At 64.1% G+C, this 23033-nt stretch carries 22 protein-coding genes and 1 pseudogene; 20 read left to right on the forward strand and 3 right to left on the reverse strand.

Features of this window, described 5'->3' with window-relative positions; translation table 11 throughout:
• The first annotated feature begins 23 nt into the window (after positions 1–23).
• The 10 genes from rpmD to IVA96_RS08725 all read left to right on the forward strand — a co-directional run bounded on the left by rpmD (position 24) and on the right by IVA96_RS08725 (position 7794).
• Positions 24–218, forward strand: a complete 195-nt coding sequence (gene rpmD, locus IVA96_RS08680; RefSeq protein ID WP_011088137.1) for a 50S ribosomal protein L30 — start codon at positions 24–26, stop codon at positions 216–218.
• Between the two features lie 76 nt (positions 219–294).
• Positions 295–780: a 50S ribosomal protein L15 gene (gene rplO, locus IVA96_RS08685; RefSeq protein ID WP_247279368.1), complete on the forward strand. Its 486-nt coding sequence runs from the start codon at positions 295–297 to the stop codon at positions 778–780.
• A 272-nt stretch (positions 781–1052) separates the two neighbouring features.
• Positions 1053–2384 carry a preprotein translocase subunit SecY gene (gene secY, locus IVA96_RS08690; RefSeq protein WP_247279369.1) on the forward strand — a complete coding sequence of 444 codons (1332 nt, stop codon included), beginning with the start codon at positions 1053–1055 and terminating at the stop codon, positions 2382–2384.
• A 273-nt stretch (positions 2385–2657) separates the two neighbouring features.
• The gene (locus IVA96_RS08695) at positions 2658–3527 is read left to right on the forward strand and encodes an adenylate kinase (protein ID WP_247279370.1); all 870 of its coding nucleotides are present in this window, start codon (positions 2658–2660) and stop codon (positions 3525–3527) included.
• Positions 3528–3712: 185 nt separating this feature from the next.
• Positions 3713–4081, forward strand: coding sequence for a 30S ribosomal protein S13 (gene rpsM, locus IVA96_RS08700; RefSeq protein ID WP_247279371.1), 369 nt, complete (start codon positions 3713–3715; stop codon positions 4079–4081).
• 123 nt (positions 4082–4204) lie between these two features.
• The gene (gene rpsK, locus IVA96_RS08705; protein ID WP_007603045.1) at positions 4205–4594 is read left to right on the forward strand and encodes a 30S ribosomal protein S11; all 390 of its coding nucleotides are present in this window, start codon (positions 4205–4207) and stop codon (positions 4592–4594) included.
• A gap of 113 nt (positions 4595–4707) precedes the next feature.
• Positions 4708–5739: a DNA-directed RNA polymerase subunit alpha gene (locus IVA96_RS08710; RefSeq protein WP_247279372.1), complete on the forward strand. Its 1032-nt coding sequence runs from the start codon at positions 4708–4710 to the stop codon at positions 5737–5739.
• Positions 5740–5860: 121 nt separating this feature from the next.
• Positions 5861–6277, forward strand: coding sequence for a 50S ribosomal protein L17 (gene rplQ, locus IVA96_RS08715; protein WP_247279373.1), 417 nt, complete (start codon positions 5861–5863; stop codon positions 6275–6277).
• Between the two features lie 424 nt (positions 6278–6701).
• Entirely contained in the window at positions 6702–7490 is a 789-nt protein-coding gene (locus IVA96_RS08720; RefSeq protein ID WP_247279374.1) for an SDR family oxidoreductase, read from the forward strand.
• A 7-nt stretch (positions 7491–7497) separates the two neighbouring features.
• Positions 7498–7794 (forward strand): DUF1330 domain-containing protein, encoded by a 297-nt coding sequence (locus IVA96_RS08725; RefSeq protein WP_247279376.1) that lies wholly within the window; start codon positions 7498–7500, stop codon positions 7792–7794.
• A 50-nt stretch (positions 7795–7844) separates the two neighbouring features.
• Here the strand turns inward: IVA96_RS08725 and IVA96_RS08730 are convergent, their stop codons facing one another.
• Complete coding sequence (locus tag IVA96_RS08730; RefSeq protein ID WP_247279375.1) at positions 7845–8858, reverse strand: zinc-binding alcohol dehydrogenase family protein; 1014 nt, start codon at positions 8856–8858, stop codon at positions 7845–7847.
• 123 nt (positions 8859–8981) lie between these two features.
• On the opposite strand from IVA96_RS08730, the gene IVA96_RS08735 reads away from it, so the two are divergent.
• Positions 8982–9359, forward strand: coding sequence for a helix-turn-helix domain-containing protein (locus tag IVA96_RS08735; protein WP_018647266.1), 378 nt, complete (start codon positions 8982–8984; stop codon positions 9357–9359).
• 41 nt (positions 9360–9400) lie between these two features.
• On the opposite strand, the gene IVA96_RS08740 is transcribed toward IVA96_RS08735, so the two are convergent.
• Positions 9401–11020, reverse strand: a complete 1620-nt coding sequence (locus IVA96_RS08740; protein ID WP_247416829.1) for an OprO/OprP family phosphate-selective porin — start codon at positions 11018–11020, stop codon at positions 9401–9403.
• A 311-nt stretch (positions 11021–11331) separates the two neighbouring features.
• Here IVA96_RS08740 and IVA96_RS08745 point away from each other — a divergent pair, with 311 nt between their 5' ends.
• The 8 genes from IVA96_RS08745 (at position 11332) to IVA96_RS08780 (ending at position 19901) form a co-directional block, all read left to right on the forward strand.
• Entirely contained in the window at positions 11332–12738 is a 1407-nt protein-coding gene (locus IVA96_RS08745) for a DegQ family serine endoprotease (protein WP_247276192.1), read from the forward strand.
• On the forward strand, positions 12735–14066 hold the full coding sequence (locus IVA96_RS08750) for a replication-associated recombination protein A (RefSeq protein WP_247276193.1): 1332 nt from the start codon (positions 12735–12737) through the stop codon (positions 14064–14066). The genes IVA96_RS08745 and IVA96_RS08750 overlap by 4 nt, the downstream gene beginning before the upstream one ends.
• Positions 14067–14122: 56 nt before the next feature.
• Complete coding sequence (locus tag IVA96_RS08755; protein WP_247276194.1) at positions 14123–15337, forward strand: RluA family pseudouridine synthase; 1215 nt, start codon at positions 14123–14125, stop codon at positions 15335–15337.
• A 139-nt stretch (positions 15338–15476) separates the two neighbouring features.
• Positions 15477–16271: an ATP12 family protein gene (locus IVA96_RS08760; RefSeq protein WP_247416832.1), complete on the forward strand. Its 795-nt coding sequence runs from the start codon at positions 15477–15479 to the stop codon at positions 16269–16271.
• 56 nt (positions 16272–16327) lie between these two features.
• Complete coding sequence (locus IVA96_RS08765) at positions 16328–17953, forward strand: flagellar hook-length control protein FliK (RefSeq protein WP_247276196.1); 1626 nt, start codon at positions 16328–16330, stop codon at positions 17951–17953.
• A complete protein-coding gene (locus IVA96_RS08770; protein WP_247276197.1) occupies positions 17950–18213 on the forward strand; it encodes an EscU/YscU/HrcU family type III secretion system export apparatus switch protein in 264 nt (87 codons plus the stop codon). Before IVA96_RS08765 ends, IVA96_RS08770 begins: the two co-directional genes overlap by 4 nt.
• Before the next feature lie 149 nt (positions 18214–18362).
• Positions 18363–19181, forward strand: coding sequence for a class D beta-lactamase (gene blaOXA / locus IVA96_RS08775; RefSeq protein ID WP_247276198.1), 819 nt, complete (start codon positions 18363–18365; stop codon positions 19179–19181).
• 63 nt (positions 19182–19244) lie between these two features.
• Complete coding sequence (locus IVA96_RS08780; protein WP_247276199.1) at positions 19245–19901, forward strand: carboxymuconolactone decarboxylase family protein; 657 nt, start codon at positions 19245–19247, stop codon at positions 19899–19901.
• A gap of 152 nt (positions 19902–20053) precedes the next feature.
• On the opposite strand, the pseudogene IVA96_RS08785 reads toward IVA96_RS08780, so the two are convergent.
• Positions 20054–21047: pseudogene (locus IVA96_RS08785) on the reverse strand (dienelactone hydrolase family protein).
• A 427-nt stretch (positions 21048–21474) separates the two neighbouring features.
• Here IVA96_RS08785 and IVA96_RS08790 point away from each other — a divergent pair.
• Positions 21475–23007, forward strand: coding sequence for an acyl-CoA carboxylase subunit beta (locus IVA96_RS08790; protein ID WP_247276200.1), 1533 nt, complete (start codon positions 21475–21477; stop codon positions 23005–23007).
• Positions 23008–23033: the final 26 nt, after the last annotated feature.

The raw sequence follows: 23033 nt of genomic DNA on the forward strand, positions 1-23033 counted from the left end.
GAAGCTTTTCGGAGTAGACTCCCATGGCCAAGGCCGCAAAGACGATCAAGCTCGAGCAGACCGGCAGCGCGATCCGCCGCCATCACTCGCAGCGCTCGACGCTGATCGGGCTCAAGCTCAACAAGATCGGGCGCACCAGCGAACTGCCGGATACCCCGGCCGTTCGCGGCATGATCGAGAAGGTTCACCATCTCGTCCGCATCGTCGACGAGAAGTAAGAAGCGGCGCAGGATCCCGAAAAGCGGGCACCCGGTTTTCGGTGAAGATCGTGCGCAAGACACAAGGAGAAGGGCGATGAAGCTCAGCGATATCGCCGACAACGCCGGCTCGCGCAAGAAGCGTATGCGCGTCGGCCGCGGCATCGGTTCGGGCAAGGGCAAGCAGTCGGGCCGCGGCGGCAAGGGCCAGACCGCGCGTTCGGGCGTGCGCATCAAGGGTTTCGAAGGCGGCCAGATGCCCATGCATCGCCGTCTGCCCAAGCGCGGCTTCAACAACATCTTCCGCGTCGAGTTCGCCGAGATCAATCTCGACCGGCTCCAGGAGGCAGTCGATGCCAAGAAGATCGACGCCGGCAGCGTCGTGAACGTCGAGGCGCTGGTGAAGGGCGGCGTGCTGCGCCGCGCCAAGGGCGGTCTGCGGCTGCTCGGCCGCGGCGAGCTCAAGTCCAAGCTCAACATCGAAGCGCATGGCGCCTCCAAGACCGCGATCGCGGCGGTCGAGAAGGCCGGCGGTTCGGTGAAGATCCTCGCCCCTGCCAAGGAAGAAGGCGAGGCGGCGTAACAACTGCGTCATTGGCCCGCGCCTCGCGGGCCTTTACGCATGCGGGACGATGGACTTATCGGAGCCGAGCCCCAGATAATGTCCGGCGTCCGCTAAAGCATGATCGGGACCCGAAGGACCGCGTTAACGCAAAGTGTGAAGCGGTTTTCCGAGAAGATCATGCTGAAAACGACAATCTAGAGCGCGACGGTGAGGCATCCTGATCTCATCGCGCTTTAGAGTAGCCCGGCCGCGGGCATGACGGCGCAACAGGCGGCGGGAGAAAGTCCAAGATGGTCTCTGCAGCGGAACAACTGGCAGCCAATCTCAATTTCGGCGCGTTCGCCAAGGCCGACGAACTGAAGAAGCGCATCTGGTTCACTCTGGGTGCGCTGCTCGTTTATCGGCTCGGCACCTACATCCCGCTGCCCGGCATCGATCCCAACATCTGGGAGCAGGTGTTCCGGTCCCAGGCGGGCGGCATCCTCGGCATGTTCAACATGTTCGCCGGCGGTGGCATCCACCGCATGGCGATCTTCGCCCTGAACATCATGCCGTATATCTCGGCCTCGATCATCATCCAGCTCCTGACCACCGTCTCACCGCAGCTTGAGGCGCTGAAGAAGGAAGGCGAGGCCGGCCGCAAGACGCTGAACCAGTACACCCGCTATCTCACCGTCATCCTGGCCGCGTTCCAGTCCTACGGCATCGCGGTGGGCCTCGAGGGCGCCGGCAACGTCGTCAGCGAGCCTGGCCTATTCTTCCGCCTGTCCACGGCGATCACACTGACCGGCGGCACCATGTTCCTGATGTGGCTCGGCGAGCAGATCACCTCGCGCGGCATCGGCAACGGCATCTCGCTGATCATTCTCGCCGGCATCGTCGCCGAGCTGCCCGCGGCGCTCGCCAATATGCTCGAGCTCGGCCGTCAGGGTGCGATGTCGACCGGTCTGATCCTGGTCGTCATCATCATGGCGGTCGCCGTGATCGCCTTCATCGTGTTCATGGAGCGCGCGCAGCGCCGCCTGCTGATCCAGTATCCGAAGCGTCAGGTCGGCAACAAGATGTTCGAGGGCCAGTCCTCACATCTGCCGCTCAAGCTCAACACCTCGGGCGTGATCCCGCCGATCTTCGCGTCCTCGCTGCTGCTGCTGCCGACCACGGTGGCGAACTTCAACGCCGGCAGCGGACCGGAATGGTTCCAGTGGATCACCACCCAGCTCGGCCACGGCCGTCCGCTGTTCCTGATCATGTATCTGGCGCTGATCGTTTTCTTCGCCTTCTTCTACACCGCGATCGTGTTCAACCCGACCGAGACCGCGGACAATCTGAAGAAGCACGGCGGCTTCATTCCGGGCATCCGTCCCGGCGAGCGCACCGCCGAATATATCGACTACGTGCTGTCACGCATCACCGTGCTCGGCGCGATTTATCTGGCGATCGTCTGCTTGATTCCGGAGATCCTGATCTCCTACGCCTCGGTGCCGTTCTACTTCGGCGGCACCTCGCTGCTGATCGTCGTCAGCGTCACCATGGACACCGTGGCGCAGGTGCAGGGCTATCTGCTGGCGCATCAGTACGAAGGCCTGATCCGCAAGTCGAAGCTGCGCGGCCGCCGCCGCTAAGCGCAGCGTCCCCCGAAGGCGGCGCGATTGCGCCGCCGATTCGCTCCGCCAGCAACACGCGGCGCCTGCACGGCAGCAGCAGCCATTCGGTCATATCGGCAGAGCTGTTCTCACAGCAGCACAATCACTGATTTCAAAGCCCTTCTTGGCGACAGCCCATCCGCTCCCCTATGATGTGGGTAGCGGTGCAGCGCCGATTATGGTTTGCACTGTCCTTGATCTTCAAACACAGGTGCGCGACGTATCGCTCACCAATCCGGGGGGCGTACGCCGATGAGAATTATACTTCTGGGACCGCCGGGGTCGGGCAAGGGGACCCAGGCGCAGCTGCTGGTGCAGCGCTATGGCATCGTCCAGCTCTCGACCGGCGAGATGCTGCGCGCGGCCGTTGCGGCAGGAACGCCGGTCGGGCTGAAGGCCAAGGAGATCATGGCGAGTGGCGGCCTCGTGCCCGACGAGGTCGTGGTCGGAATCATCTCCGACCGCATCGACCAGCCGGATGCCAAGAACGGTTTCATCCTCGACGGTTTCCCACGCACCGTGCCGCAGGCCGAGGCGCTGGACGAGCTGCTCAAGCGCAAGCATCTCAAGCTCGATGCCGTGATCGAGCTGCGTGTCAACGAGAGCGCACTCCTGAACCGCGTCGAGACCCGCGTCGCCCAGATGCGCGAGCGCGGGGAGGAGGTCCGGGTCGATGACACCCCGGAGGTCCTGACCAAGCGCCTCGCCAGCTACCGCAGCCAGACGGAACCGCTGATTCACTACTATTCCGAGCGGCGGAAGCTCTCGACCATCGACGGCATGATGGCCATCGACGAGGTCACCCGTGCCATCCACCGCCAGCTCCTGGCGCTCGGGGCGGTCGAGCCCAAGACCCACGGCAAGACGCATGCCCGCAGCGCGGCCAAGGCTGCGCCGGCCAAGAAGGCGAAGACAGCGAAGACAGCGGCCAAAAAGCCGGCAAAAACGGCCAAAAAGGCGGCCAATTCCGCTAAAAAGGCCGCCAAGAAAGCCCTGAAGAGCGCCGGGAAGGCCACCCGGAAGACAGCAAAGAAGGCGACCAGGAAGACTGCCAAGAAGGCCGTCAAGAAGGGTGCCAAAAAGGCCGCAAAAAAGGTCACGAAAAAGCGAGCCAAACGCTAGCAGCGGTTGACGAGCGCCCCCGGAATCCCCTAATAAGCCCCGCATCCAAGTCGGATAGTTTCAGACGATGCCGGGCCCCAGGAAGACCGGGGGTGGGCGTCGTGTTCGCGTTTGTGAACACCTGCCCGAGAACACAAGCACTTAAAGCCCGATCCTGACGAGGATCGGCGATAGGAGAGAAGGCCGTGGCCCGTATTGCCGGCGTGAACATTCCCACCAACAAGCGCGCGCTGATCGCGCTCCAGTATATCCATGGCATCGGCCCGAAGATCGCCAGTGAGATCCTGGAGAAGGTGAAGATCCCCGCGGATCGTCGCGTCAATCAGCTCAGCGACGCCGAAGTGCTCCAGATCCGCGAAGTGATCGACCGCGACTATCTCGTCGAGGGCGATCTGCGTCGTGAGGTCGGTATCAACATCAAGCGTCTGATGGACCTCGGCTGCTATCGCGGCCTGCGTCATCGTCGCGGTCTGCCGGTGCGCGGTCAGCGCACTCATACCAACGCGCGCACGCGCAAGGGCCCGGCGAAGGCCATCGCCGGCAAGAAGAAGTAAGTTTTCGCAGCCAATCGCGGCGTGTGGTGAACGGGGGATGACCCGTTCGCCACGCGCCTTTCGTTCCACAGGTGTAGCCGCTGGCATTACGGCGGCGTTTGAGATCGTCAGGAAAGGGACTCAATGGGCAAGGAAGCCACCCGCGTTCGCCGTCGTGAGCGCAAGAACATCGCCTCCGGCGTCGCGCATGTGAACTCGTCGTTCAACAACACGACCATCACCATCACGGATGCGCAGGGCAACACGATTGCCTGGTCTTCCGCCGGCACGATGGGCTTCAAGGGCTCGCGCAAGTCGACCCCGTATGCCGCGCAGGTTGCAGCCGAGGACGTGTCCAAGAAGGCGCAGGAGCACGGTATGCGCACGCTGGAAGTCGAAGTGGCCGGTCCCGGTTCGGGCCGCGAATCGGCGCTCCGCGCGCTCCAGGCCGCGGGCTTCACCGTCACCTCGATCCGCGACGTGACCACGATCCCGCACAACGGTTGCCGTCCCCGGAAGCGTCGGCGCGTTTAATACGAAATTGCGAGCGCGTCGGCGCTCGCGATGTTTTTTTTGCGAAGCCGCGGGAATCATCCGCGGCCTTTCTCCAACGCCAGTATTTGAGTTTTTCAAATTGACTGGCCTGTATGGGTGAAACAGTGACGATCCAGAAAAATTGGCAAGAACTGATTCGACCGAACAAGCTCCAGGTTACGCCTGGCAGCGACTCGAACCGTTTCGCGACCATCGTCGCCGAGCCGCTCGAGCGCGGCTTCGGCCAGACCCTCGGCAACGCGCTGCGGCGCATCCTGCTCTCCTCGCTCCAGGGCGCGGCGGTGCAGTCGGTGCACATCGACGGCGTGCTGCACGAGTTCTCCTCGATCGCTGGCGTCCGTGAGGACGTCACCGACATCGTGCTCAACATCAAGGACATCTCGATCAAGATGCAGGGCGAGGGCCCCAAGCGCATGGTCGTGAAGAAGCAGGGCCCGGGCGTCGTCACCGCTGGCGATATCCAGACCGTCGGCGACGTCACCGTGCTCAACCCGGACCTCCAGATCTGCACCCTCGACGAGGGTGCGGAGATCCGCATGGAGTTCACGGTCTCGACCGGCAAGGGTTACGTGCCCGCCGAGCGCAACCGTCCCGAGGACGCGCCGATCGGCCTGATCCCGGTCGACAGCCTGTACTCGCCGGTCCGCAAGGTCTCCTACAAGGTCGAGAACACCCGCGAGGGTCAGATCCTCGACTACGACAAGCTGACCATGACGATCGAGACCAACGGTGCGATCTCGCCGGATGATTCCGTGGCCTACGCCGCGCGCATCCTCCAGGATCAGCTCAACGTGTTCGTCAATTTCGAAGAGCCGCGCAAGGAAGTTGCCCAGGAGATCATCCCGGACCTCGCCTTCAACCCGGCTTTCCTCAAGAAGGTGGACGAGCTCGAGCTCTCGGTGCGTTCGGCCAACTGCTTGAAGAACGACAACATCGTCTACATCGGCGATCTCGTGCAGAAGAGCGAAGCGGAAATGCTCCGCACCCCGAACTTCGGCCGCAAGTCGCTGAACGAGATCAAGGAAGTGCTGGCCCAGATGGGGCTGCACCTCGGCATGGAAGTGCCGGGCTGGCCGCCGGAGAACATCGACGAGCTCGCCAAGCGCTTCGAGGATCACTACTGATCGACTTCACCGTCGTGGCCGGAGACATCCGGCCACGATTTTCATGGGCGAACGCAGGAAGCCCACCTGAGCAACTTGTCCGACGAACCGTCGCGGCAGTTCATACGTAAGGAATAAACACATGCGTCACGGCAAGGTTCATCGGAAGCTCAACCGCACGGCCGAGCATCGCAAGGCGATGTTCGCTAACATGGCGGCTGCGCTGATCAAGCACGAGCAGATCGTCACCACGCTGCCCAAGGCCAAGGAGCTCCGCCCGATCGTCGAGAAGCTCGTCACCCTCGGCAAGAAGGGCGGCCTGTCGCTGCGCCGCCAGGCGATCGCGGAGCTGCGCGACCTCGACATGGTCAAGAAGCTCTTCGATACGCTCGCGACCCGCTACAAGGACCGCCAGGGCGGCTACACCCGCATCATCAAGGCCGGCTTCCGCTACGGCGACAACGCCCCGATGGCCGTAATCGAGTTCGTCGATCGCGACGTCGATGCCAAGGGCCAGGATTCTGGTCCGGTGCAGGAAAAGGAAGCCGAGGCGGCGTAAGCCTTTCGGCAGTACGAAATTTGAAAGCGGCGCCCTCGGGCGCCGCTTTTTTTCCGTGCCGTGCTTCGAGCGCCGGAAGGGTGGAGCTTCGCTTTTTTGGAGCAGCGGGAATCCGAAGGAGCTCGATCAAAGCCATCGGAGGATCAGCAGCAAGCCCTACGATAGCCGCGGAACGTGGCTTGTGCATGTGGATGTCTCTTCCGAAGTTTGGAAGACGCCCGACCCGGATCTGCAGAATTCGGCGACCGTGCGTTTCGCACCGAACGCTGCAGAAAGCTTCGCGAGCACTCTGAATGATGGCACGCTTTCGCTTTGCGCGCCCTAAGATTCCCGTGTTGTGGCCGTTGGTACTCACGCGTCGGTGAGCGGTGATTGCGATGGCACGCGGGGCACATATCTCCACCAACCTCAATGGAGATAACGCATGAACATCGACCTTTCGGGAAAAACCGCGCTGGTGACCGGCTCCACTGCCGGCATCGGCCGCGCCATCGCCAAGGGCCTTGCCGCTTCGGGCGCCAGCGTCGTGATCAACGGCCGCGGCCGGAACAAGGTCGATGCCGCCGTCCGCAAGCTGGAAGAGACCGGCGCCAAGATCCGTGGCATCGCCGCCGACGTCTCAACGGCGGCAGGCTGCGAGGCGCTCGTGGCGGCGCTTCCCGAGATCGACATCCTCATCAACAATGCCGGCATCTTCGAGCCGAAGGAGTTTTTCGAGATTCCCGACGAGGACTGGAGTCGCTTCTTCGAAGTCAACGTGATGAGCGGCGTCCGTCTGTCGCGGGCGTATATGAAAGGCATGTTGAAGCGCAATTGGGGCCGCATCGTCTTCATCTCCTCGGAGTCCGGACTCAACATTCCCGTCGAGATGATTCACTACGGCATGAGTAAGACGGCCCAGCTCTCGGTCGCGCGGGGCCTCGCGCAGCTCACTCGCGGCACCGGCGTCACAGTTAATTCCGTGCTGCCCGGCCCGACCATGTCCGAGGGCGTCGAGACCTTCGTTAAGGATCTCGCTGGGCAGAACGGACAGTCGGTGGAAGAGGCCGCCGCCAATTTTGTCAGGCAGCATCGCCCGAGTTCGCTGCTGCAACGCTTCGCCAGCGTCGACGAGATCGCCAACATGGTGGTCTATGTCGCGTCCAAGGAAGCATCCGCGACCAACGGTGCGGCGTTGCGGGCGGAAGGCGGCATCGTCAACACCATTGCGTGAGGCCGGCATGACAGCCTATGTGATTTCCGAAGTCGAGATGCGCGATCCCGATGAATTTGAAGCCTATCGTACGCTGGCCGCGAAGACGATTGCGCAATACGGCGGGCGTTATCTGGTCCGCGGCGGCAAGGCTGAACTGGCCGAAGGTAATCTTCCACCGAAGGCTATCGTCATCGTCGAATTTCCGTCGATGGCGAGGCTGAAGGAATGGTACGCTTCAACGGAATATGCCGAAGCGCTAAGAGTGCGGCAGACGGCGCTGGAGCGGCGGCTGATGTTCGTCGAAGGCGTGGCGGAAACGTAGGGTGGGTTACGCCTTCGGCTAACCCACCCTACGCACCGACGCCGGAGCCGCTACCACCCCTCCAGCACGATCTTGCCGCGTGACTTGCCGCTTTCGAGCAGCGCGTGCGCGCGCTTGAGGTTGGCCGCATTGATGGTGCCGAAGGTCTGGTCGAGCGTGGTGCGCAACACGCCCTTGTCGATGAGGTCGGCGACGTCATTGAGCAGATGATGCTGCGCGATCATGTCGGGGGTCTGGAACGAGGAACGCGTGAACATCGACTCCCAGTGCACCGAGATCGCCTTGCCCTTGAATGTGCTCATGGCGAATTCCTGCGGATCGTCGATCAGGCCGAACTTGCCCTGCGGTGCCATGAACTCAGCGATCGCCTTGTAGTGCTGGTCAGTGAAGGTGAGGCTTGCGACCAACGCGACCGGCGGCAGCCTCAAGCTCTCGATCTGCTCCTTCATCGGCTTGCCGTGGTCGATCACCGCATGGGCGCCGAGATCGAGGCACCATTTTTGCGACTCCGGCCGCGTCGCGGTCGCGAGCACCGTGAGGCCAGTGAGGCGGCGGGCGAGCTGGATCAGAATCGAGCCGACGCCACCGGCGCCACCAGTGATCAGCAGTGTGCGCGGATCGACGCTCTTGCCGGGTACTGCGCCGAGACGGTCGAACAGAAGCTCCCATGCGGTGATGGAGGTGAGGGGAAGGGCGGCCGCTTGCGCGAACGACAGGCTCTTCGGCTTGTTGCCGACGATGCGCTCCTCAACCAGGTGGTATTCCGAGTTGGTGCCCTGACGCAGAATAGAACCAGCGTAAAACACTTCATCACCTGGCTTGAACAGCGTGACGTCGGGACCGATGGCATCGACGACGCCCGCCGCGTCATAGCCGAGGATCTTGATCTCGCCCTCGGACGGGGTGGCGCGCTTGCGCACCTTGTAGTCGACCGGGTTGGCCGAAATCGCCTTCACGGCGACGCGGATGTCGCGCCCTCCGGGCTCGGGTTTTGCGGTCTCGAAATCAATGAGTGAATCCGCGTCCTCGATCGGAAGCGATTTCTTGTAGCCGACGGCCTTCATGGCTTGTCTCCATCAGATGGCTTCTGTTCGCCCGCCGCCCTAACTGTCGCTCTGGCCCCGATTTGGCAAGTACTGTAAATTTGGGGATATAGTCCCTGTTTGGATACTATCGGGAAAACACGCATGAAACGGCGCAATTTTGCCCGGCGCCCCGGCTGCTCGGTCGAGGCGACGCTGGATCTGATCGACGGCAAGTGGAAGGGTGTCATCCTCTACCACCTCCAGAGCGGCACCCAGCGCTTCGGCGAATTGCGCCGCCGGATGCCCGGCATCACCCAGCGCATGCTGACCAAGCAGCTTCGCGCGCTGGAGGAGGACAAGCTCGTGATTCGGAAGGTCTATGCGGAGGTGCCGCCGCGCGTGGAGTATTGCCTCTCCGAACTCGGCGAGAGCCTCAAGCCAGTCATCGACATCCTGAAGGCCTGGGGCGAGAGCCACCAGCAGCGGCTGTCCTGTGCGCCGCCGCCGGTCGTGGTGAAGAAGCCGAAGCGCGCGGCGTAAACATCCGGGAGCGGATCGTTCTGCTCCCGGATGAGATTGCCTCAGAACGCGAACTGTGTGCGCATCGCGACGGCGTCGAACTTCGAGCCGACATCGGCGGTCGAGATCGGCGAGGCCTGCCGTGACACAGTTCCGTGCAGGTAGTCGAGCATGAAGCGGACGTTGCCGTTGACGTACCAGTTGAGCGCGAGCGTGTAGACCGTCTGCCGTCCGCCGGCGACGCCGTTGGCGGTTGCCAGCTGGTCGTTGAGATCGATGGTGGAGAAACGTCCCGCGATCTCCCAGGCGCCCCAGCCGCCACCGTCGAGCGAGAACGGGTGCGCCGGCTTGACGCCGCTATAAGCCGCGTTCGCCGCATTGTAGGTCCGGCCTTCGCCCGTCAGCACGTATCCGGCCTGGGCATAGCCGCCCTGGAATTTCAGGCTCGGTGCGCCGACCAGCGGCACGCCGGTATTGGCTGTGCGATCGACATTGTACCAAAAGTACTCACCCTGAACGATGAACGGGCCGTACGTCGCCGCTGCCTCGACGCTGTAGACCTGCGCGCCTGAGGCATTGGCGATAGCGCCGGTGGAGATCAGCGTGGTCGGGTCGAGACGCAATTCCGGACGGTCGCTGAGCGTGACCGTCTGCGTGTTGGCGATCAGGTTGCGCGGCGGCTGGATCAGCCATTGCGCGTCGGCGCCGATATGCACCGAATAGTCCTTGCCGCTGATCGGATTGCCGGCCACGCGCGCCACGGCGCCATATTGCTCGCTGGTACCGGGTGGTGCCGCGCTCGACGCGGAGTGGATCGCACCGGTCGACGGTCCCGTGACATAGCCGCCGATCCAGAGCTGGTCGTTGAACCAGCGCGCACCGGCTGCGGAGCGGAAGTCGCCGGCCGCGATGTTGGTGGCGATCACGCCGGGCGAGGCGCGCTCCATGAACATGATGTCGTTGGAGCTCGTCGCCTCGTCCATGGTGTAGGGCAGGTCCATGATGCCGGCCTCGATCGCCATCCGTCCGCCGAACGGCTTCAAGCCGGTGTAGCTGAGATAGGCGTTCTCGACCCCGGAGACGCCACCGCCCGGAAGGGATCCCGGCGCCGCGCCGCCAAATCCATCGGACGAGCCGCCGAAGTCGTAGACCAGCGCGAAGTTCCAGTCGTTGAAGAACTTGCCGGTCAGGCCGATGCGCGCGCGGCGAACGTTCTGGCCGCTGTCGAGCTTCTGCGGCACGGTCGCCGCGGTGTTTGGACGATAGTCATAACCACCGACATCCCAGTGCAGGCGGCTGGTGATGGCGACGCAATTGGCCTGGTCGGCGGTGCAGACAGTTGGCCGGTTGTTCGGCATCGTCACGACCACACCGGAGGCCGGCGCCGGTCCTTTGACGGGGATTGCCGCATTGGCGTTGGCAACGACGGCCTTTGCCTCCGAGCGCGCCTCGGCCTTGGCTTCAGCCTTCGCTTCGGCTCTGGCCTTCGCCGTAGCCGCCGTGTTCGCCGCGGTCTGGCTCTGGAGCTTGTCGAGCTTCTGCTCCAGCATCTTCAGCTGCTGCTTCAACAGCGCGATCTCCTGCTCGCTGCTGCTTACCGTTTGGGTCTGGGCTTGGGCCTGCGAGGCCGCCAGCGCGCCGGCGAGACCGATCGCCGTGGCCGCAATCCTTGTTCTGCTCATGTCATGACTCCATCGTTTGACGAACTTCCCCAAGTCGCTGGCGGAGCCTAGGTGTGATCGATGACTGCCCCGCGACGCTGCGCCCGGTTGCGCGGTTCCCACTGATGCCAATTCGCCGCAACCGAATCCGCTCGACACTACAATGGTGGATGACGCGCATCATGCCAATCCATCACTCTGGCAAATTGCCGCTTAGTACGCTGTGCTTGCATCTCGGACACCACGGGGAAGAGGCCGAATATTGCCGCCCGGCGCCCTTCTATTGGCGGGCGAACGCGCCTATATTCCGGCGTCTTTTCCAAGAGGTAGGAATGTTTCGATCGACCTGGAGCGCCGTCGTCGCGGCCCTGTGCATAGCGTTTTCAGCCCACTTCAATCCGACTGCTGCGCAGGACCGTCGGGTGCCATCGTCGCCGGCCGAGCTGCGGCTGTCCTATGCACCGATCGTGCAGCGTGTGCAGCCGGCCGTCGTCAACGTCTATGCCGCCAAGGTGGTGCAGAACCGCAATCCGCTGCTCGACGACCCGATCTTCCGCCGTTTCTTCGGCGTGCCGGGCCAGCAGCCCGAGCAGATGCAGCGTTCGCTCGGCTCCGGAGTCATCGTCGATGCCTCCGGCCTCGTCGTCACCAACGTCCACGTCATCGAGGGCGCGGACCAGGTGAAAGTGTCATTGTCGGACAAGCGCGAATTCGAGGCCGAGATCCTGCTGAAGGATTCCCGCACCGATCTCGCCGTGCTCCGCCTGAAGGACTCCAAGGAGAAATTCCCGACCCTGGACTTCACCAATTCCGACGAATTGCTGGTCGGTGACGTCGTCCTCGCCATCGGCAATCCCTTCGGCGTCGGCCAGACCGTGACCCACGGCATCATCTCGGCGCTGGCGCGCACGCAGGTCGGCATCACCGATTACCAGTTCTTCATCCAGACCGATGCGGCGATCAATCCCGGCAATTCCGGCGGCGCGCTGGTCGACATGAGCGGCAAGCTCGCCGGCATCAACACTGCGATCTATTCGCGCTCCGGCGGCTCGCAAGGTATCGGCTTTGCCATTCCCGCCAACATGGTGCGCGTCGTCGTCGCTTCCGCCAAGAGTGGCGGCAAGGCAGTGAAGCGGCCGTGGCTGGGGGCAAAATTGCAGGCGGTGACGCCCGAGATCGCCGAAAGCCTCGGCTTGCGTTCGCCGACCGGCGCGCTGGTCGCAAGCGTGGTGCCGAATGGCCCCGCGGCGAAGGCCGGCCTGAAATCCTCCGACCTCATCACCGGGATCGACGGCCAGATCGTGGACGATCCCAATGCCTTCGACTACCGCTTCGCAACCCGTCCGCTGGGCGGTACCGCGCAGATCGACGTGCAGCGCGGCAGCAAGCCGGTCAAGCTGACGGTGGCGCTGGAGACTGCCCCCGACACCGGCCGCAACGAGCTCGTCGTGACCGCGCGCTCGCCATTCCAGGGCGCGAAAGTCTCGACCATCACGCCGGCGCTCGCCGACGAATTGCATCTGGATGCCGACACCGAAGGCGTCGTGATCACCGATATCGGCGGCGATACCGCGGCCGCAAATGTCGGTTTTCAGAAAGGCGACATCATCCTGGCCGTCAACAACCAAAAGATCAGCAAGACCGGGGACCTCGAGAAGGCTGCCGGCGAGCGGTCGCGGATCTGGCGCATCACGCTGGTGCGCGGCGGCCAGCAGATCAACGTCACGCTAGGCGGATGAGTTCGAAGCGACCACAGGAGACGCCAACTCTCTTCGCCGCGGCGGGGCTCGATCACGACGCTCCACATCCGCTGCCGGACCGGCTGCGTCCGCGCGCGCTGTCGGAGGTTGTGGGCCAGGACCACATCCTCGGTCCGGACGGTGCGCTGACGCGCATGCTGGAGACGCGCACGCTCGGCTCGCTCATCTTCTGGGGGCCGCCGGGTACCGGCAAGACCACGGTGGCGCGGCTGCTGGCGGATGCAACCGACCTGCATTTCGAGCAGATTTCCGCGGTGTTCTCCGGTGTCGCCGATTTGAAGAAGGCCTTCGATGCCGCGCGCGCCCGCCGCGAGACGGGCAAGGGCACGCTGCTGTTCGTCGATGAGGTGCATCGATTTAATCGTGCCCAGCAGGATTCGTTTCTGCCTGTGATGGAAGACGGCACGGTGGTCCTGGTCGGCGCCACCACCGAGAATCCGTCGTTCGAGCTCAACGCGGCGTTGCTCTCTCGCGCGCGCGTCCTGGTGTTTCGCTCGCTCGATGCTGCCGCGATCGAAAAGCTGTTCGCCCATGCCGAGGCGGTCGAGGGCAAGAAGCTGCCGCTCGATGCCGAGGCACGCGCGGTTCTGGTGCGCATGGCCGACGGCGACGGACGTGCCTCGCTGACGCTCGCCGAGGAAGTCTGGCGCGCCGCGCGCAAGGACGAGATTTTCGACGCCGCGCAGCTGCAGGAGATTTTGCAGCGCCGCGCCCCGATCTACGACAAGTCGGCCGATGGCCATTACAACCTGATCTCGGCGCTGCATAAATCGGTGCGCGGCTCTGATCCCGATGCCGCGCTCTATTACCTCGCGCGCATGCTCGATGCCGGCGAGGATCCGCTGTTCCTGGCCCGCCGCGTCGTGCGCATGGCCGTGGAGGACATCGGGCTTGCCGATCCACAGGCGCTCGTCATCGCCAATGCGGCTAAGGACGCCTTCGACTTTCTCGGCCATCCCGAGGGGGAGCTCGCGATCGCGCAGGCCGTGGTCTATCTCGCCACCGCGCCGAAATCGAACGCGGTCTACACTGCCTTCGGCACGGCGATGCAGGTGGCAAAACAGGCCGGCTCGCTCCTGCCGCCAAAACACATCCTCAATTCCCCGACCAAGCTGATGAAGTCGGAAGGCTACGGCGCAGCTTACGAATACGACCACGACACGCCGGAAGCCTTCTCCGGCCAGGATTATTTCCCGGAAGCCCTGGGCCGCCAGACTTTTTATGACCCGCCCGAGCGCGGTTTCGAGCGCGAGATCAGAACACGGCTGGATTACTGGGCCAAGCTGCGCAAGGAGCGGGGTGGCTGAGGCCCAATCGCCATTTCGTCGTGACGAAAGGGCTCTTTTGGGATAGGCAGGCAGCCATGAGCCGCCGCATCAAGAGAATGAACCCAAAGCCCCGTTCGCGCGACGAGCGCGGTGACGCGCGTCCCTTCAAGGCGCGCAGCGCGCAGAAAGCGGGGCCGCGGCCGGGCGGCAAGGCAGCGAGCAAGCCGCCGCGCTTTGCAGGCGAGCGCGCCGAGCGGCGCGCACCCAAAGCTGCGCTGGAAAAGACCGCGCCGGAAAAGTCCGTCGAGGCATTGCTGCCGACCAAGGTGCAGACTGTCACCGTCACGGCCGACGAGAACAACATGCGCGTCGACCGCTTTCTCGAAGCACGCTTTCCCGGCCTGTCGTTCTCCCACATCCAGCGCGTCGTGCGCAAAGGCGAGCTGCGCGTCGACGGCAAGCGCGTCGACAGCAAGGACCGCCTGGAGGAGGGCCAGAGCGTCCGCATTCCGCCGCTGAAGCTCGACACGCCGAAGGCCGCCGGCCCACTCTCGGAAGCCGCGCAGAAGACGCTGGCCGCGCTGAAGGAGATGACGATCTGGGAGGACGATGACGTGCTCGTGCTCAACAAGCCCGCCGGACTTGCCGTGCAGGGCGGCTCGGGCATGACGCGGCACATCGACCAGATGCTGGAGGTGATGCGCGATTCCAAAGGCCAGAAGCCGCGCCTCGTGCACCGTATCGACCGGGAGACGTCGGGCTGTCTCCTGATCGCCAAGACGCGCTTTGCCGCCTCGCATCTGACCGGCGCGTTCCGCTCGCGGTCGGCGCGAAAGGTCTATTGGGCGCTGGTCCCGGGCCTGCCGAAGCCGAAGCAGGGCCGCATCTCGACCTTTCTCGCGAAGGAGGAGGGCGAGGACGACACTATCATGCGCATCGCCCAGCATGGCGATGAGGGTGCAAGCCACGCGGTGACCTACTATGCGATGGTCGAGACCGCCGGCAACAAGCTGACCTGGGTGTCGCTGAAGCCGGTGACGGGACGCACCCACCAGCTCCGCGCCCACATGGCCCATATCGGCCATCCCATCGTCGGCGACCCCAAATATTTCAACATCGAGAACTGGCAGCTGCCGGGTGGCTTGCAAAACCGTCTGCATCTCCTGGCACGCCGGATCGTCATTCCGCATCCGCGCGGCGGCGTGATCGACGCCACGGCACCACTGCCGCCGCATATGCAGCAATCGTGGAATCTGCTCGGGCTCGACGCAACCCGGTTTGATCCGATCGAGAACGCGCCGGAGGAGTAGGGCTAGGCGCCGGGGCCAGCCAAAGCCCGGCGAACGGGCCGCAATGCCCGCAAGTTCCCTTATGCCTGCCGCTCGCTTTGTCGCCCGCCGCCCTTATCTTTGAAAGCTTAGCACTCAGCGACCGGGACCGAAGACTCACATGCGCGAATTGTTCGAAGAAGCTGCGGGGCAACCCGCGTCGGATCCGCAGGAATCGGCGCGCGCCTCCGCGCGCGCGCCCCTGCGCAAGCGCTTCTACAAGGATGCCGGCGCAGTCGAGGCCGAGGGCGGTTTCGCCATCGCCCTCGACGGCAAGCCGATCCGCACGCCCTCCGGCCGCCAGGTGCTGATTCCCTCGCGCGAGCTCGCCGATGCGGTTGCTGCCGAATGGGCGGCACAGGGCGAGACGATCGATCCCGTGACCATGCCACTGACGCGGATCGCCAACAGTGTAGTCGAGGGTGTGATCGACCGGATCGATCTCGTCAGCGACGACCTCGCAAAATACTTCGAGACCGACCTGTTGTTCTATCGCGCCGGCCACCCCGAAGGGCTGGTTGCCCGCGAGGCCGCGCATTGGGACCCCGTGCTGTTTTGGGCCGCAGAGACGCTGGGCGCGCATTTCATCCTGTCCGAAGGCATCATGCATGTGAAGCAGCCGGACGAGGCGGTCAGGGCCGCGCGCGCCGCGCTGCCGGGGGATGCCTGGTCGGTCGCGGCGCTCCATATGGTGACAACGTTGACCGGCTCGGCGCTGCTGGCGCTGGCCCTGGCCCATGGCGTGCGCGATGCTGGGCAGGTCTGGGCCGCCGCCCATGTCGATGAGGACTGGAACATCGACCAATGGGGCGTGGACGAGGAAGCGGCCGCTCGCCGCGCCACGCGCCTGCGGGATTTCGAGGCCGCCGTGACGGTCTTGGCGACGGTAAAGCCGCAAGCACCGGAAGGTCCTTAACGAGAGGTTTACGAGGCGGCCTTAGGGTGGCGCCAGCATTCCCTGGGCCCTTCGAGATGCCGACGCCGATAAGCTCGATCGTTCCGATCAGCGCCGCCAGCCCTGTGGCTGACGCGGCGACGCCCGATCTCGTGCTTCAGGCCGGCAGCGTTGTCGACGCCAAAGTGGTCAGCGTGCTCGCCGACAATCTCGTGCGGATCGCAATCGCCAACCTTTCGATGGACGTGATGTCGGAAGTGGCGTTGTCGCCGGGGCAGAATCTCCAGCTCGCGGTGTCGCAGAACGACGGCACCATCCGGCTCGCCGTCGTCGTGGGCGGGGCAGACGGGGCGGCGTCCGATCAGATTACGCTGACGCCGGCTGCGGCCTCGCTGATGGATAGCCCGCCGCTTGCGCCGTCGACGAGCGCTGCGCGCAATACGCTGACGCCAGCGGAGCAGATTGCCGTCACTGCGGCGTCCGCCGAGGCCGTGACCAGGCAGGGCAGCCAAGCGCCGCTATTCGCCAATCTCGCCGCGGTCGTCGTCGGCAGCGATTTGCCGGCGGGGCTGAAGCAGGCCGTGCTGGACGTGCTGGCGCAGCAGACGCCGCTCAACGCCGGGCTCGACGGCGGCGATATCGAGACTGCCTTCCAAAAGTCTGGCCTCTTCCTCGAAGCCTCGCTGGCCGCCGGCCGCACGCCGGCGTCCGGCGCAACGCCCGATTTGAAAGCGGCGTTGCTCGTGCTGCGCCAGACGCTGGCCGCGCTCGGGACAACCTCGCCTCAGACGCAAGGCGCCGCCATTCCTGCCAGCGCCACGGGCACACCGCAGGTCAACGCCGCGCCGGCGCAGGCAGCAGGTGAGGCCGCGCAGGCCGCATTGTCGTCAGCGGCCCCCGATATTGCCCAAACGGCGCAACATCCGCGCGGCGCTAATCTCGCGGCCGCGGTCCTCGCCGACATGGCTGCCAAGGCGCCACAAATGGCGATGCCGCGAACCGTGACGGCCGGCCTTGCCGCCAGCCTCTTGCAGGAGATGACGCAGAACCTGCCGCGGATCATCGGCAACGTGCCCGGCTCCAACAAGGCCGTACCGGATGGCCACATCTTCGAGGTGGCCACCCATGCGACCGCGCCACCACCGTTCCGCGGCGCATTGCCGGTGCCCCAACCCATCGCCTCGCCATCGCTCGCGCCCGATACCCCGCTCGCTGCAACCGTGCACCGTCTGCTCGACGACACCGATGCCGCGATCGCGCGGCAGACATTGCTTCAGATCGCCTCGCTCCCTGATCGCGCCGATGCCTCCGGCCACCGCATCGACCCGGCCGTGCCGCAATGGAGTTTCGAAATTCCCTTCGCAACCCAACAGGGCACCGCGATGGCGCAGTTCGAGATCTCGCGCGACGGCGGCAACGAATCCGCCGATCCCGCCACGCGTGCCTGGCGCGCGCGCTTCTCACTTAATGTCGAGCCGGCAGGTCCCGTGCATGCGCTGATCACGCTGAGCGGCGACAAGACTTTTGTGCGGATGTGGGCGGAGCGGCCGGCGACGGCGCAGCAGCTCCGCGCCGGAATCGGTGAACTCAACCAGGCACTGACGAGAGCCGAGCTCAAGCCCGGTGATATCGTGGTGCGCGAGGGCACCCCGCCGCAACCGGCGCCGGCCCGCGCCGGACATTTCCTGGATCGGGCCACATGAGCGACGCCTCCAAGCTTGCGATTGCCCTGCACTACGAGAAGGGCACCAACGCCCCCGTCGTCGTCGCCAAGGGCAAGGGCACGATCGGTGAAAAGATCGTCGAGATCGCCAAGGCCCATGACATTCCGATCGAGGAGAACGAGGTCTTGGCCGGCGCGCTCTCCAAGCTCGAGCTCGGCGAGGAGATCCCTCCAGACCTCTACAAGGCCGTCGCCGAAGTGCTGGTGTTCGTGCTGCGGCTTTCGGGTCGCGGGCGGTAGAGCATGATCCGGACCCCGGAGGACCGCGTTAGCGCAAAGTGTGGAGCGGTCTTCCGAAAAAACATCGTGCTCAAGAAATAACCTGTCATCGTTTCACCAGATATCGGCGGCATTGTCGCGACCACTCTCATCATCATTGGATACCGCTCTTGCTGACCCGTCGTTCCACCCTCGGTCTGCTTGCCGCAGCCGCCACCGTGCCGTCACGCGCGCTCGCTCACGTCGCGCCGCCGCGCAACGAAATCCGCGACAGCTTGGCCAAACGCTTCACCGATCTCGGCACATCGGGCACCTTCGTCGGCTACAAGGTCGAGGACTATCTGATCGTCGCCAGCGACAAGGAGCGCTCGGGCGAGGGGAAGCTGCCGGCCTCGACCTTCAAGATTCCAAACTCGTTGATTGCGCTCGAGACCGGTGTGGTCACTGACCCCGACAAGGACGTGTTTCCCTGGGACGGCGTGAAGCGTCCGATCGAGGCCTGGAACAAGGATCACACGCTGCGGACTGCGATTGCAGTCAGTGCGGTGCCGGTCTATCAGGAGATCGCGCGCCGCATCGGCCAGCAGCGCATGCAAAAGTATGTTGACGAGTTCGACTACGGCAACCGCGACATCGGCGGCGGCATCGACCAGTTCTGGCTCACCGGGGCCTTGCGCATCGATGCCGTCGAGCAGATCGACTTCGTCGACCGGCTGCGCCGGCGCGCGCTGCCGATCAGCAAGCGCAGCCAGGATCTCGTCTGCGACATCCTGCCGGTGACCAAGGTGGGCGAAAGCGTCATTCGCGCCAAGTCCGGCCTGCTTGGTGCTGAGCGCGGCGAGCCGTCGCTCGGCTGGATGGTGGGCTGGGCCGAGAAAGGCGAAGCGCACACCGTGTTCGCGCTCAACATCGACTGCCGCGAGCCACGCCACATCGAAGCCCGCATGACGCTGACGCAAGCCTGCCTTGCCGATATTGGTGCGATCTAGCGCTACCGCGCTGGTGCCGCTCGACTAGCATCCTCCCGCCAAAGAAAACCGGGAGGATGGAAAATGAATGCAACGCCGCTCTGGCTGTCGTCGCTCACGCTTGCCGCAGCAAGCGGCTGGTTCGCTGCCACGATGTTTGCCGGCCCCGCCACCAGCAAGGAGCCACGGTTTCCGCAGCTCACCATGGATCAGCTCGACGCCAGGCAGAAGCCGCTCGGCGAGCAGATCATGAAGGTGTCGAGCGTCGGCATCGGCGGACCCTACAATTCGATGATCCGCAGCCCCGTGCTCGGCCAGCGCCTGTTCGACCTGTTCCACTATCTGCGCTGGGAGACCTCGGTCCCGGTCAAGCTCAACGAGTTCGCGATCCTGATCATCGGGCGTCAATGGCGGTCGCAGGTGGAATGGTACGCGCACGCGCCGCTGGCGGCGAAGGCAGGGCTGTCGGCCGACATCATCGCGGAGCTGAAGGCCAACAAGCGGCCGTCGAAGATGGCCGATGACGAGGCGGTGGTCTACGACTTCGTCACCGAGCTCACCACCACCAAGAAAGTCACCGACGAGACTTATGCGCGCGCGAAGAAGGTGTTCAACGACCAGCAGATTGTCGATCTCACTGCAGTTGCCGGCAATTACGTGATGGTCGCGATGCTGCTGGCAATGGCCGAGGAGACGGTGCCGCCTGGCAAGGAGGAGCCGTTCAAGCCAGGGGAGCCGTAAGGCTCGCCATTGCGAGGAGCTCGCGACAAACTGCAGTACCGTAGGGTGGGCAAAGGCACGCAGCGCCGTGCCCCACCTTCGTCTCATGACTGTGATTGGTGGGCACGCTCCGCTTTGCCCACCCTACGAGAGCTGGGGCGGAGCAAACAGTCTCACCCCAATTTGAACAGCACCTGCAAAAACTCCTCCACGGCCTTGCGCGCTTCGGCGGCTGTCTTCGGATTGCCGCCGACATGCGGGTTGAGCTCGACACAGGCGTCCTTGTAGGAGAAGGGCGCGTTGGTATCGCCGTTCATCAACACGCCGCCGTCACCTTCCTTGATATGGCAGTTGCGCACGGTTTGCGCGTTGGCGGACACAGTGACGGTGTTGAGGCCGAGCAGGCCGCTGTCGAACCCATGTGCACTGTCAGGATATTCGGTCAGCACCACGTCGCCCGACCGCCTTGAGCCGCTCGACGAAAGCCCTGCAGCTTTTCACGGGATTGTAGTCGTCGGGCGCGCCGTGGAAGATGCGGATCGGTCGCGCGACGACTTCGCTATCGCCAACATAGGTCGTCGAGCAATCCGGATAGAACGGGATATAGGCCGCGAACTGGATGCCTGACTTATTCCACAGCTTGTTGAAGCGCTCGAGGCTCGCATAGAGCGTCGCCTGTCCGCCGCGTGAAAAGCCCATCAGCACGATGCGGTCAGGATCGACGCGGGGATGCTTCGCCAAAATCTCCAGCGACCGGTAGATGTCCACGATCAAATTGAGTCGGCCCAGCAAGGCCTGGTTCGGCCCGACCACCGTCAGGCCGCGCCCTGTAAAGCCGTCGATCACGAAGGTGGAGATGCCCATAGCGTTGAACGCGTGCACCCAGGCTTCCGTAGTGGCGCCGACGCCGCTCGAGCCGTGCATCAGCACCACGACGGGGAGTTTTCCGGTCCCTTGCGCGACACGCAGTTCGCCCGCGACCGTCACCGGCTTGCCGGCCGCCGCATCACCACTGAGGAATTGCTGGTCGGAGAGGGTGAGCGAGGGGATCGGGTAGATCTCGGCGCGGGTGGCGACCTCTTTCGGAAGCGATTGTGCGTTGGCGCCAATGCCCGCGAACAGAGTCGATATAAAGAGCGCCACAGCAACGCGGAATGCCCTCGGCATCGGATCTCCTCTCAGGATTTTGATCGGGTGCAACAACAGGCTCGCGCGCTGGGACGATCATCGTGGACATTGCGCGATGCTTGCGCCAGACATGAGGACCGCCGCCGTACCAACTCGGCTCACGCAACATTGGCGCCTGATCGTGGGTTCGGAGCAAGCCTGAATCGGCTGGCCTGGTCAACCGGGCTGGACGGCAATTTGCGGGCGACGGCCAGGATCGGGCGCTCCCGCCGAGAGGGGCGAAGCCGAACCCGGCCTGTCCTGGCGATGCCCCTGGCCATGCTCGCCTCCCAGGCAAAACTTTGTAATTCCTTGCGCTTTCACGCTGCGGCAGGGCAGCCCTGCGGCGCCGAAAGGCGCTTTCCGGGCCGCAAAATGCCGTGTTAGAACCCGGCATCGCTTAAGGCTTAAGAACTGGCGGGAGCAAATGAAACACATCCTGGACGCCCTTGAAGATCGTCGTGCCGGTGCCAAGCTCGGCGGCGGGGAGAAGCGCATCGAGGCGCAGCACGCCCGCGGCAAGCTGACCGCGCGCGAGCGCATCGAGCTCCTGCTCGACAAGGGATCGTTCGAGGAATTCGACATGTTCGTCGAGCATCGCTCCACCGAGTTCGGCATGGAGAAGAACAAGATCCCGGGCGATGGCGTCGTCACCGGCTGGGGCACCGTCAATGGCCGCAAGACCTTCGTCTTCGCCAAGGATTTCACCGTGTTCGGCGGCTCGCTGTCCGAGACCCACGCGCTGAAGATCACGAAGCTGCAGGACATGGCGATGAAGGCGCGGGCGCCGATCATCGGCCTCTATGACGCCGGCGGCGCCCGTATCCAGGAGGGAGTCGCCGCGCTGGCCGGCTATTCCTACGTGTTTCGCCGCAACGTGCTCGCCTCGGGCGTGATCCCGCAGATCTCCGTCATCATGGGCCCGTGCGCCGGGGGCGACGTCTATTCACCCGCAATGACCGACTTCATCTTCATGGTGAAGAACACCAGCTACATGTTCGTCACCGGCCCCGACGTCGTGAAGACGGTAACGAACGAGGTCGTCACGGCCGAAGAGCTCGGCGGCGCCTCGGTGCACGCCACGCGCTCCTCGATCGCGGATGGCGCCTTCGAGAACGACGTCGAGACGCTGCTCCAGATGCGCCGTCTGATCGACTTCCTGCCATCCAACAACACCGACGGCGTGCCGGAATGGCCGAGCTTCGACGACATCGGCCGCATCGACATGTCGCTCGACACGCTGATCCCCGACAATCCGAACAAGCCCTACGATATGAAGGAATTGATCCTGAAGGTCGTGGACGAGGGCGACTTCTTCGAGATCGCGGAGGCCTTCGCCAAGAACATCGTCACAGGCTTTGGCCGCATCGCGGGCCGCACCGTTGGCTTCGTCGCAAACCAGCCGATGGTGCTGGCCGGCGTGCTCGACTCTGATGCGTCGCGGAAAGCGGCGCGCTTCGTCCGCTTCTGCGACGCCTTCAACATCCCGATCGTCACCTTCGTCGACGTGCCGGGCTTCCTGCCGGGCACCGCGCAGGAATATGGCGGCCTGATCAAGCACGGCGCCAAGCTGCTGTTCGCCTATTCGCAATGCACCGTGCCGCTGGTGACCATCATCACCCGCAAGGCCTATGGTGGTGCCTTCGACGTCATGGCCTCCAAGGAGATCGGCGCCGACATGAACTACGCCTGGCCGACCGCACAGATCGCGGTGATGGGCGCCAAGGGCGCGGTCGAGATCATCTTCCGCAGTGACATCGGCGACCCCGACAAGATCGCGGCGCGAACCAAGGAATACGAAGACCGGTTCTTATCGCCGTTCATCGCCGCCGAGCGCGGCTACATCGACGACGTCATCATGCCGCATTCGACAAGAAAGCGGATCGCCCGGGCGCTGGCGATGCTGAAGGACAAGAAGACGGAAATGCCGGCGAAGAAGCACGACAATTTGCCGTTGTGAGCGCACACAGCCCGGATGCGCGCAGC

The sequence above is a fragment of the Bradyrhizobium sp. 159 genome (assembly GCF_023073795.1).
Lineage (GTDB): Bacteria > Pseudomonadota > Alphaproteobacteria > Rhizobiales > Xanthobacteraceae > Bradyrhizobium.

Bases quoted from the DNA above. Each gene is read 5' to 3' on its own strand.
- rpmD (WP_011088137.1), top strand. From the start codon at position 24: ATGGCCAAGGCCGCAAAGACGATCAAGCTCGAGCAGACCGGCAGCGCG.
- rplO (WP_247279368.1), top strand. From the start codon at position 295: ATGAAGCTCAGCGATATCGCCGACAACGCCGGCTCGCGCAAGAAGCGT.
- secY (WP_247279369.1), top strand. From the start codon at position 1,053: ATGGTCTCTGCAGCGGAACAACTGGCAGCCAATCTCAATTTCGGCGCG.
- IVA96_RS08695 (WP_247279370.1), top strand. From the start codon at position 2,658: ATGAGAATTATACTTCTGGGACCGCCGGGGTCGGGCAAGGGGACCCAG.
- rpsK (WP_007603045.1), top strand. From the start codon at position 4,205: ATGGGCAAGGAAGCCACCCGCGTTCGCCGTCGTGAGCGCAAGAACATC.
- IVA96_RS08710 (WP_247279372.1), top strand. From the start codon at position 4,708: ATGGGTGAAACAGTGACGATCCAGAAAAATTGGCAAGAACTGATTCGA.
- rplQ (WP_247279373.1), top strand. From the start codon at position 5,861: ATGCGTCACGGCAAGGTTCATCGGAAGCTCAACCGCACGGCCGAGCAT.
- IVA96_RS08720 (WP_247279374.1), top strand. From the start codon at position 6,702: ATGAACATCGACCTTTCGGGAAAAACCGCGCTGGTGACCGGCTCCACT.
- IVA96_RS08725 (WP_247279376.1), top strand. From the start codon at position 7,498: ATGACAGCCTATGTGATTTCCGAAGTCGAGATGCGCGATCCCGATGAA.
- IVA96_RS08730 (WP_247279375.1), bottom strand. From the start codon at position 8,858: ATGAAGGCCGTCGGCTACAAGAAATCGCTTCCGATCGAGGACGCGGAT.
- IVA96_RS08735 (WP_018647266.1), top strand. From the start codon at position 8,982: ATGAAACGGCGCAATTTTGCCCGGCGCCCCGGCTGCTCGGTCGAGGCG.
- IVA96_RS08740 (WP_247416829.1), bottom strand. From the start codon at position 11,020: ATGAGCAGAACAAGGATTGCGGCCACGGCGATCGGTCTCGCCGGCGCG.
- IVA96_RS08745 (WP_247276192.1), top strand. From the start codon at position 11,332: ATGTTTCGATCGACCTGGAGCGCCGTCGTCGCGGCCCTGTGCATAGCG.
- IVA96_RS08750 (WP_247276193.1), top strand. From the start codon at position 12,735: ATGAGTTCGAAGCGACCACAGGAGACGCCAACTCTCTTCGCCGCGGCG.
- IVA96_RS08755 (WP_247276194.1), top strand. From the start codon at position 14,123: ATGAGCCGCCGCATCAAGAGAATGAACCCAAAGCCCCGTTCGCGCGAC.
- IVA96_RS08760 (WP_247416832.1), top strand. From the start codon at position 15,477: ATGCGCGAATTGTTCGAAGAAGCTGCGGGGCAACCCGCGTCGGATCCG.
- IVA96_RS08765 (WP_247276196.1), top strand. From the start codon at position 16,328: ATGCCGACGCCGATAAGCTCGATCGTTCCGATCAGCGCCGCCAGCCCT.
- IVA96_RS08770 (WP_247276197.1), top strand. From the start codon at position 17,950: ATGAGCGACGCCTCCAAGCTTGCGATTGCCCTGCACTACGAGAAGGGC.
- IVA96_RS08780 (WP_247276199.1), top strand. From the start codon at position 19,245: ATGAATGCAACGCCGCTCTGGCTGTCGTCGCTCACGCTTGCCGCAGCA.
- IVA96_RS08790 (WP_247276200.1), top strand. From the start codon at position 21,475: ATGAAACACATCCTGGACGCCCTTGAAGATCGTCGTGCCGGTGCCAAG.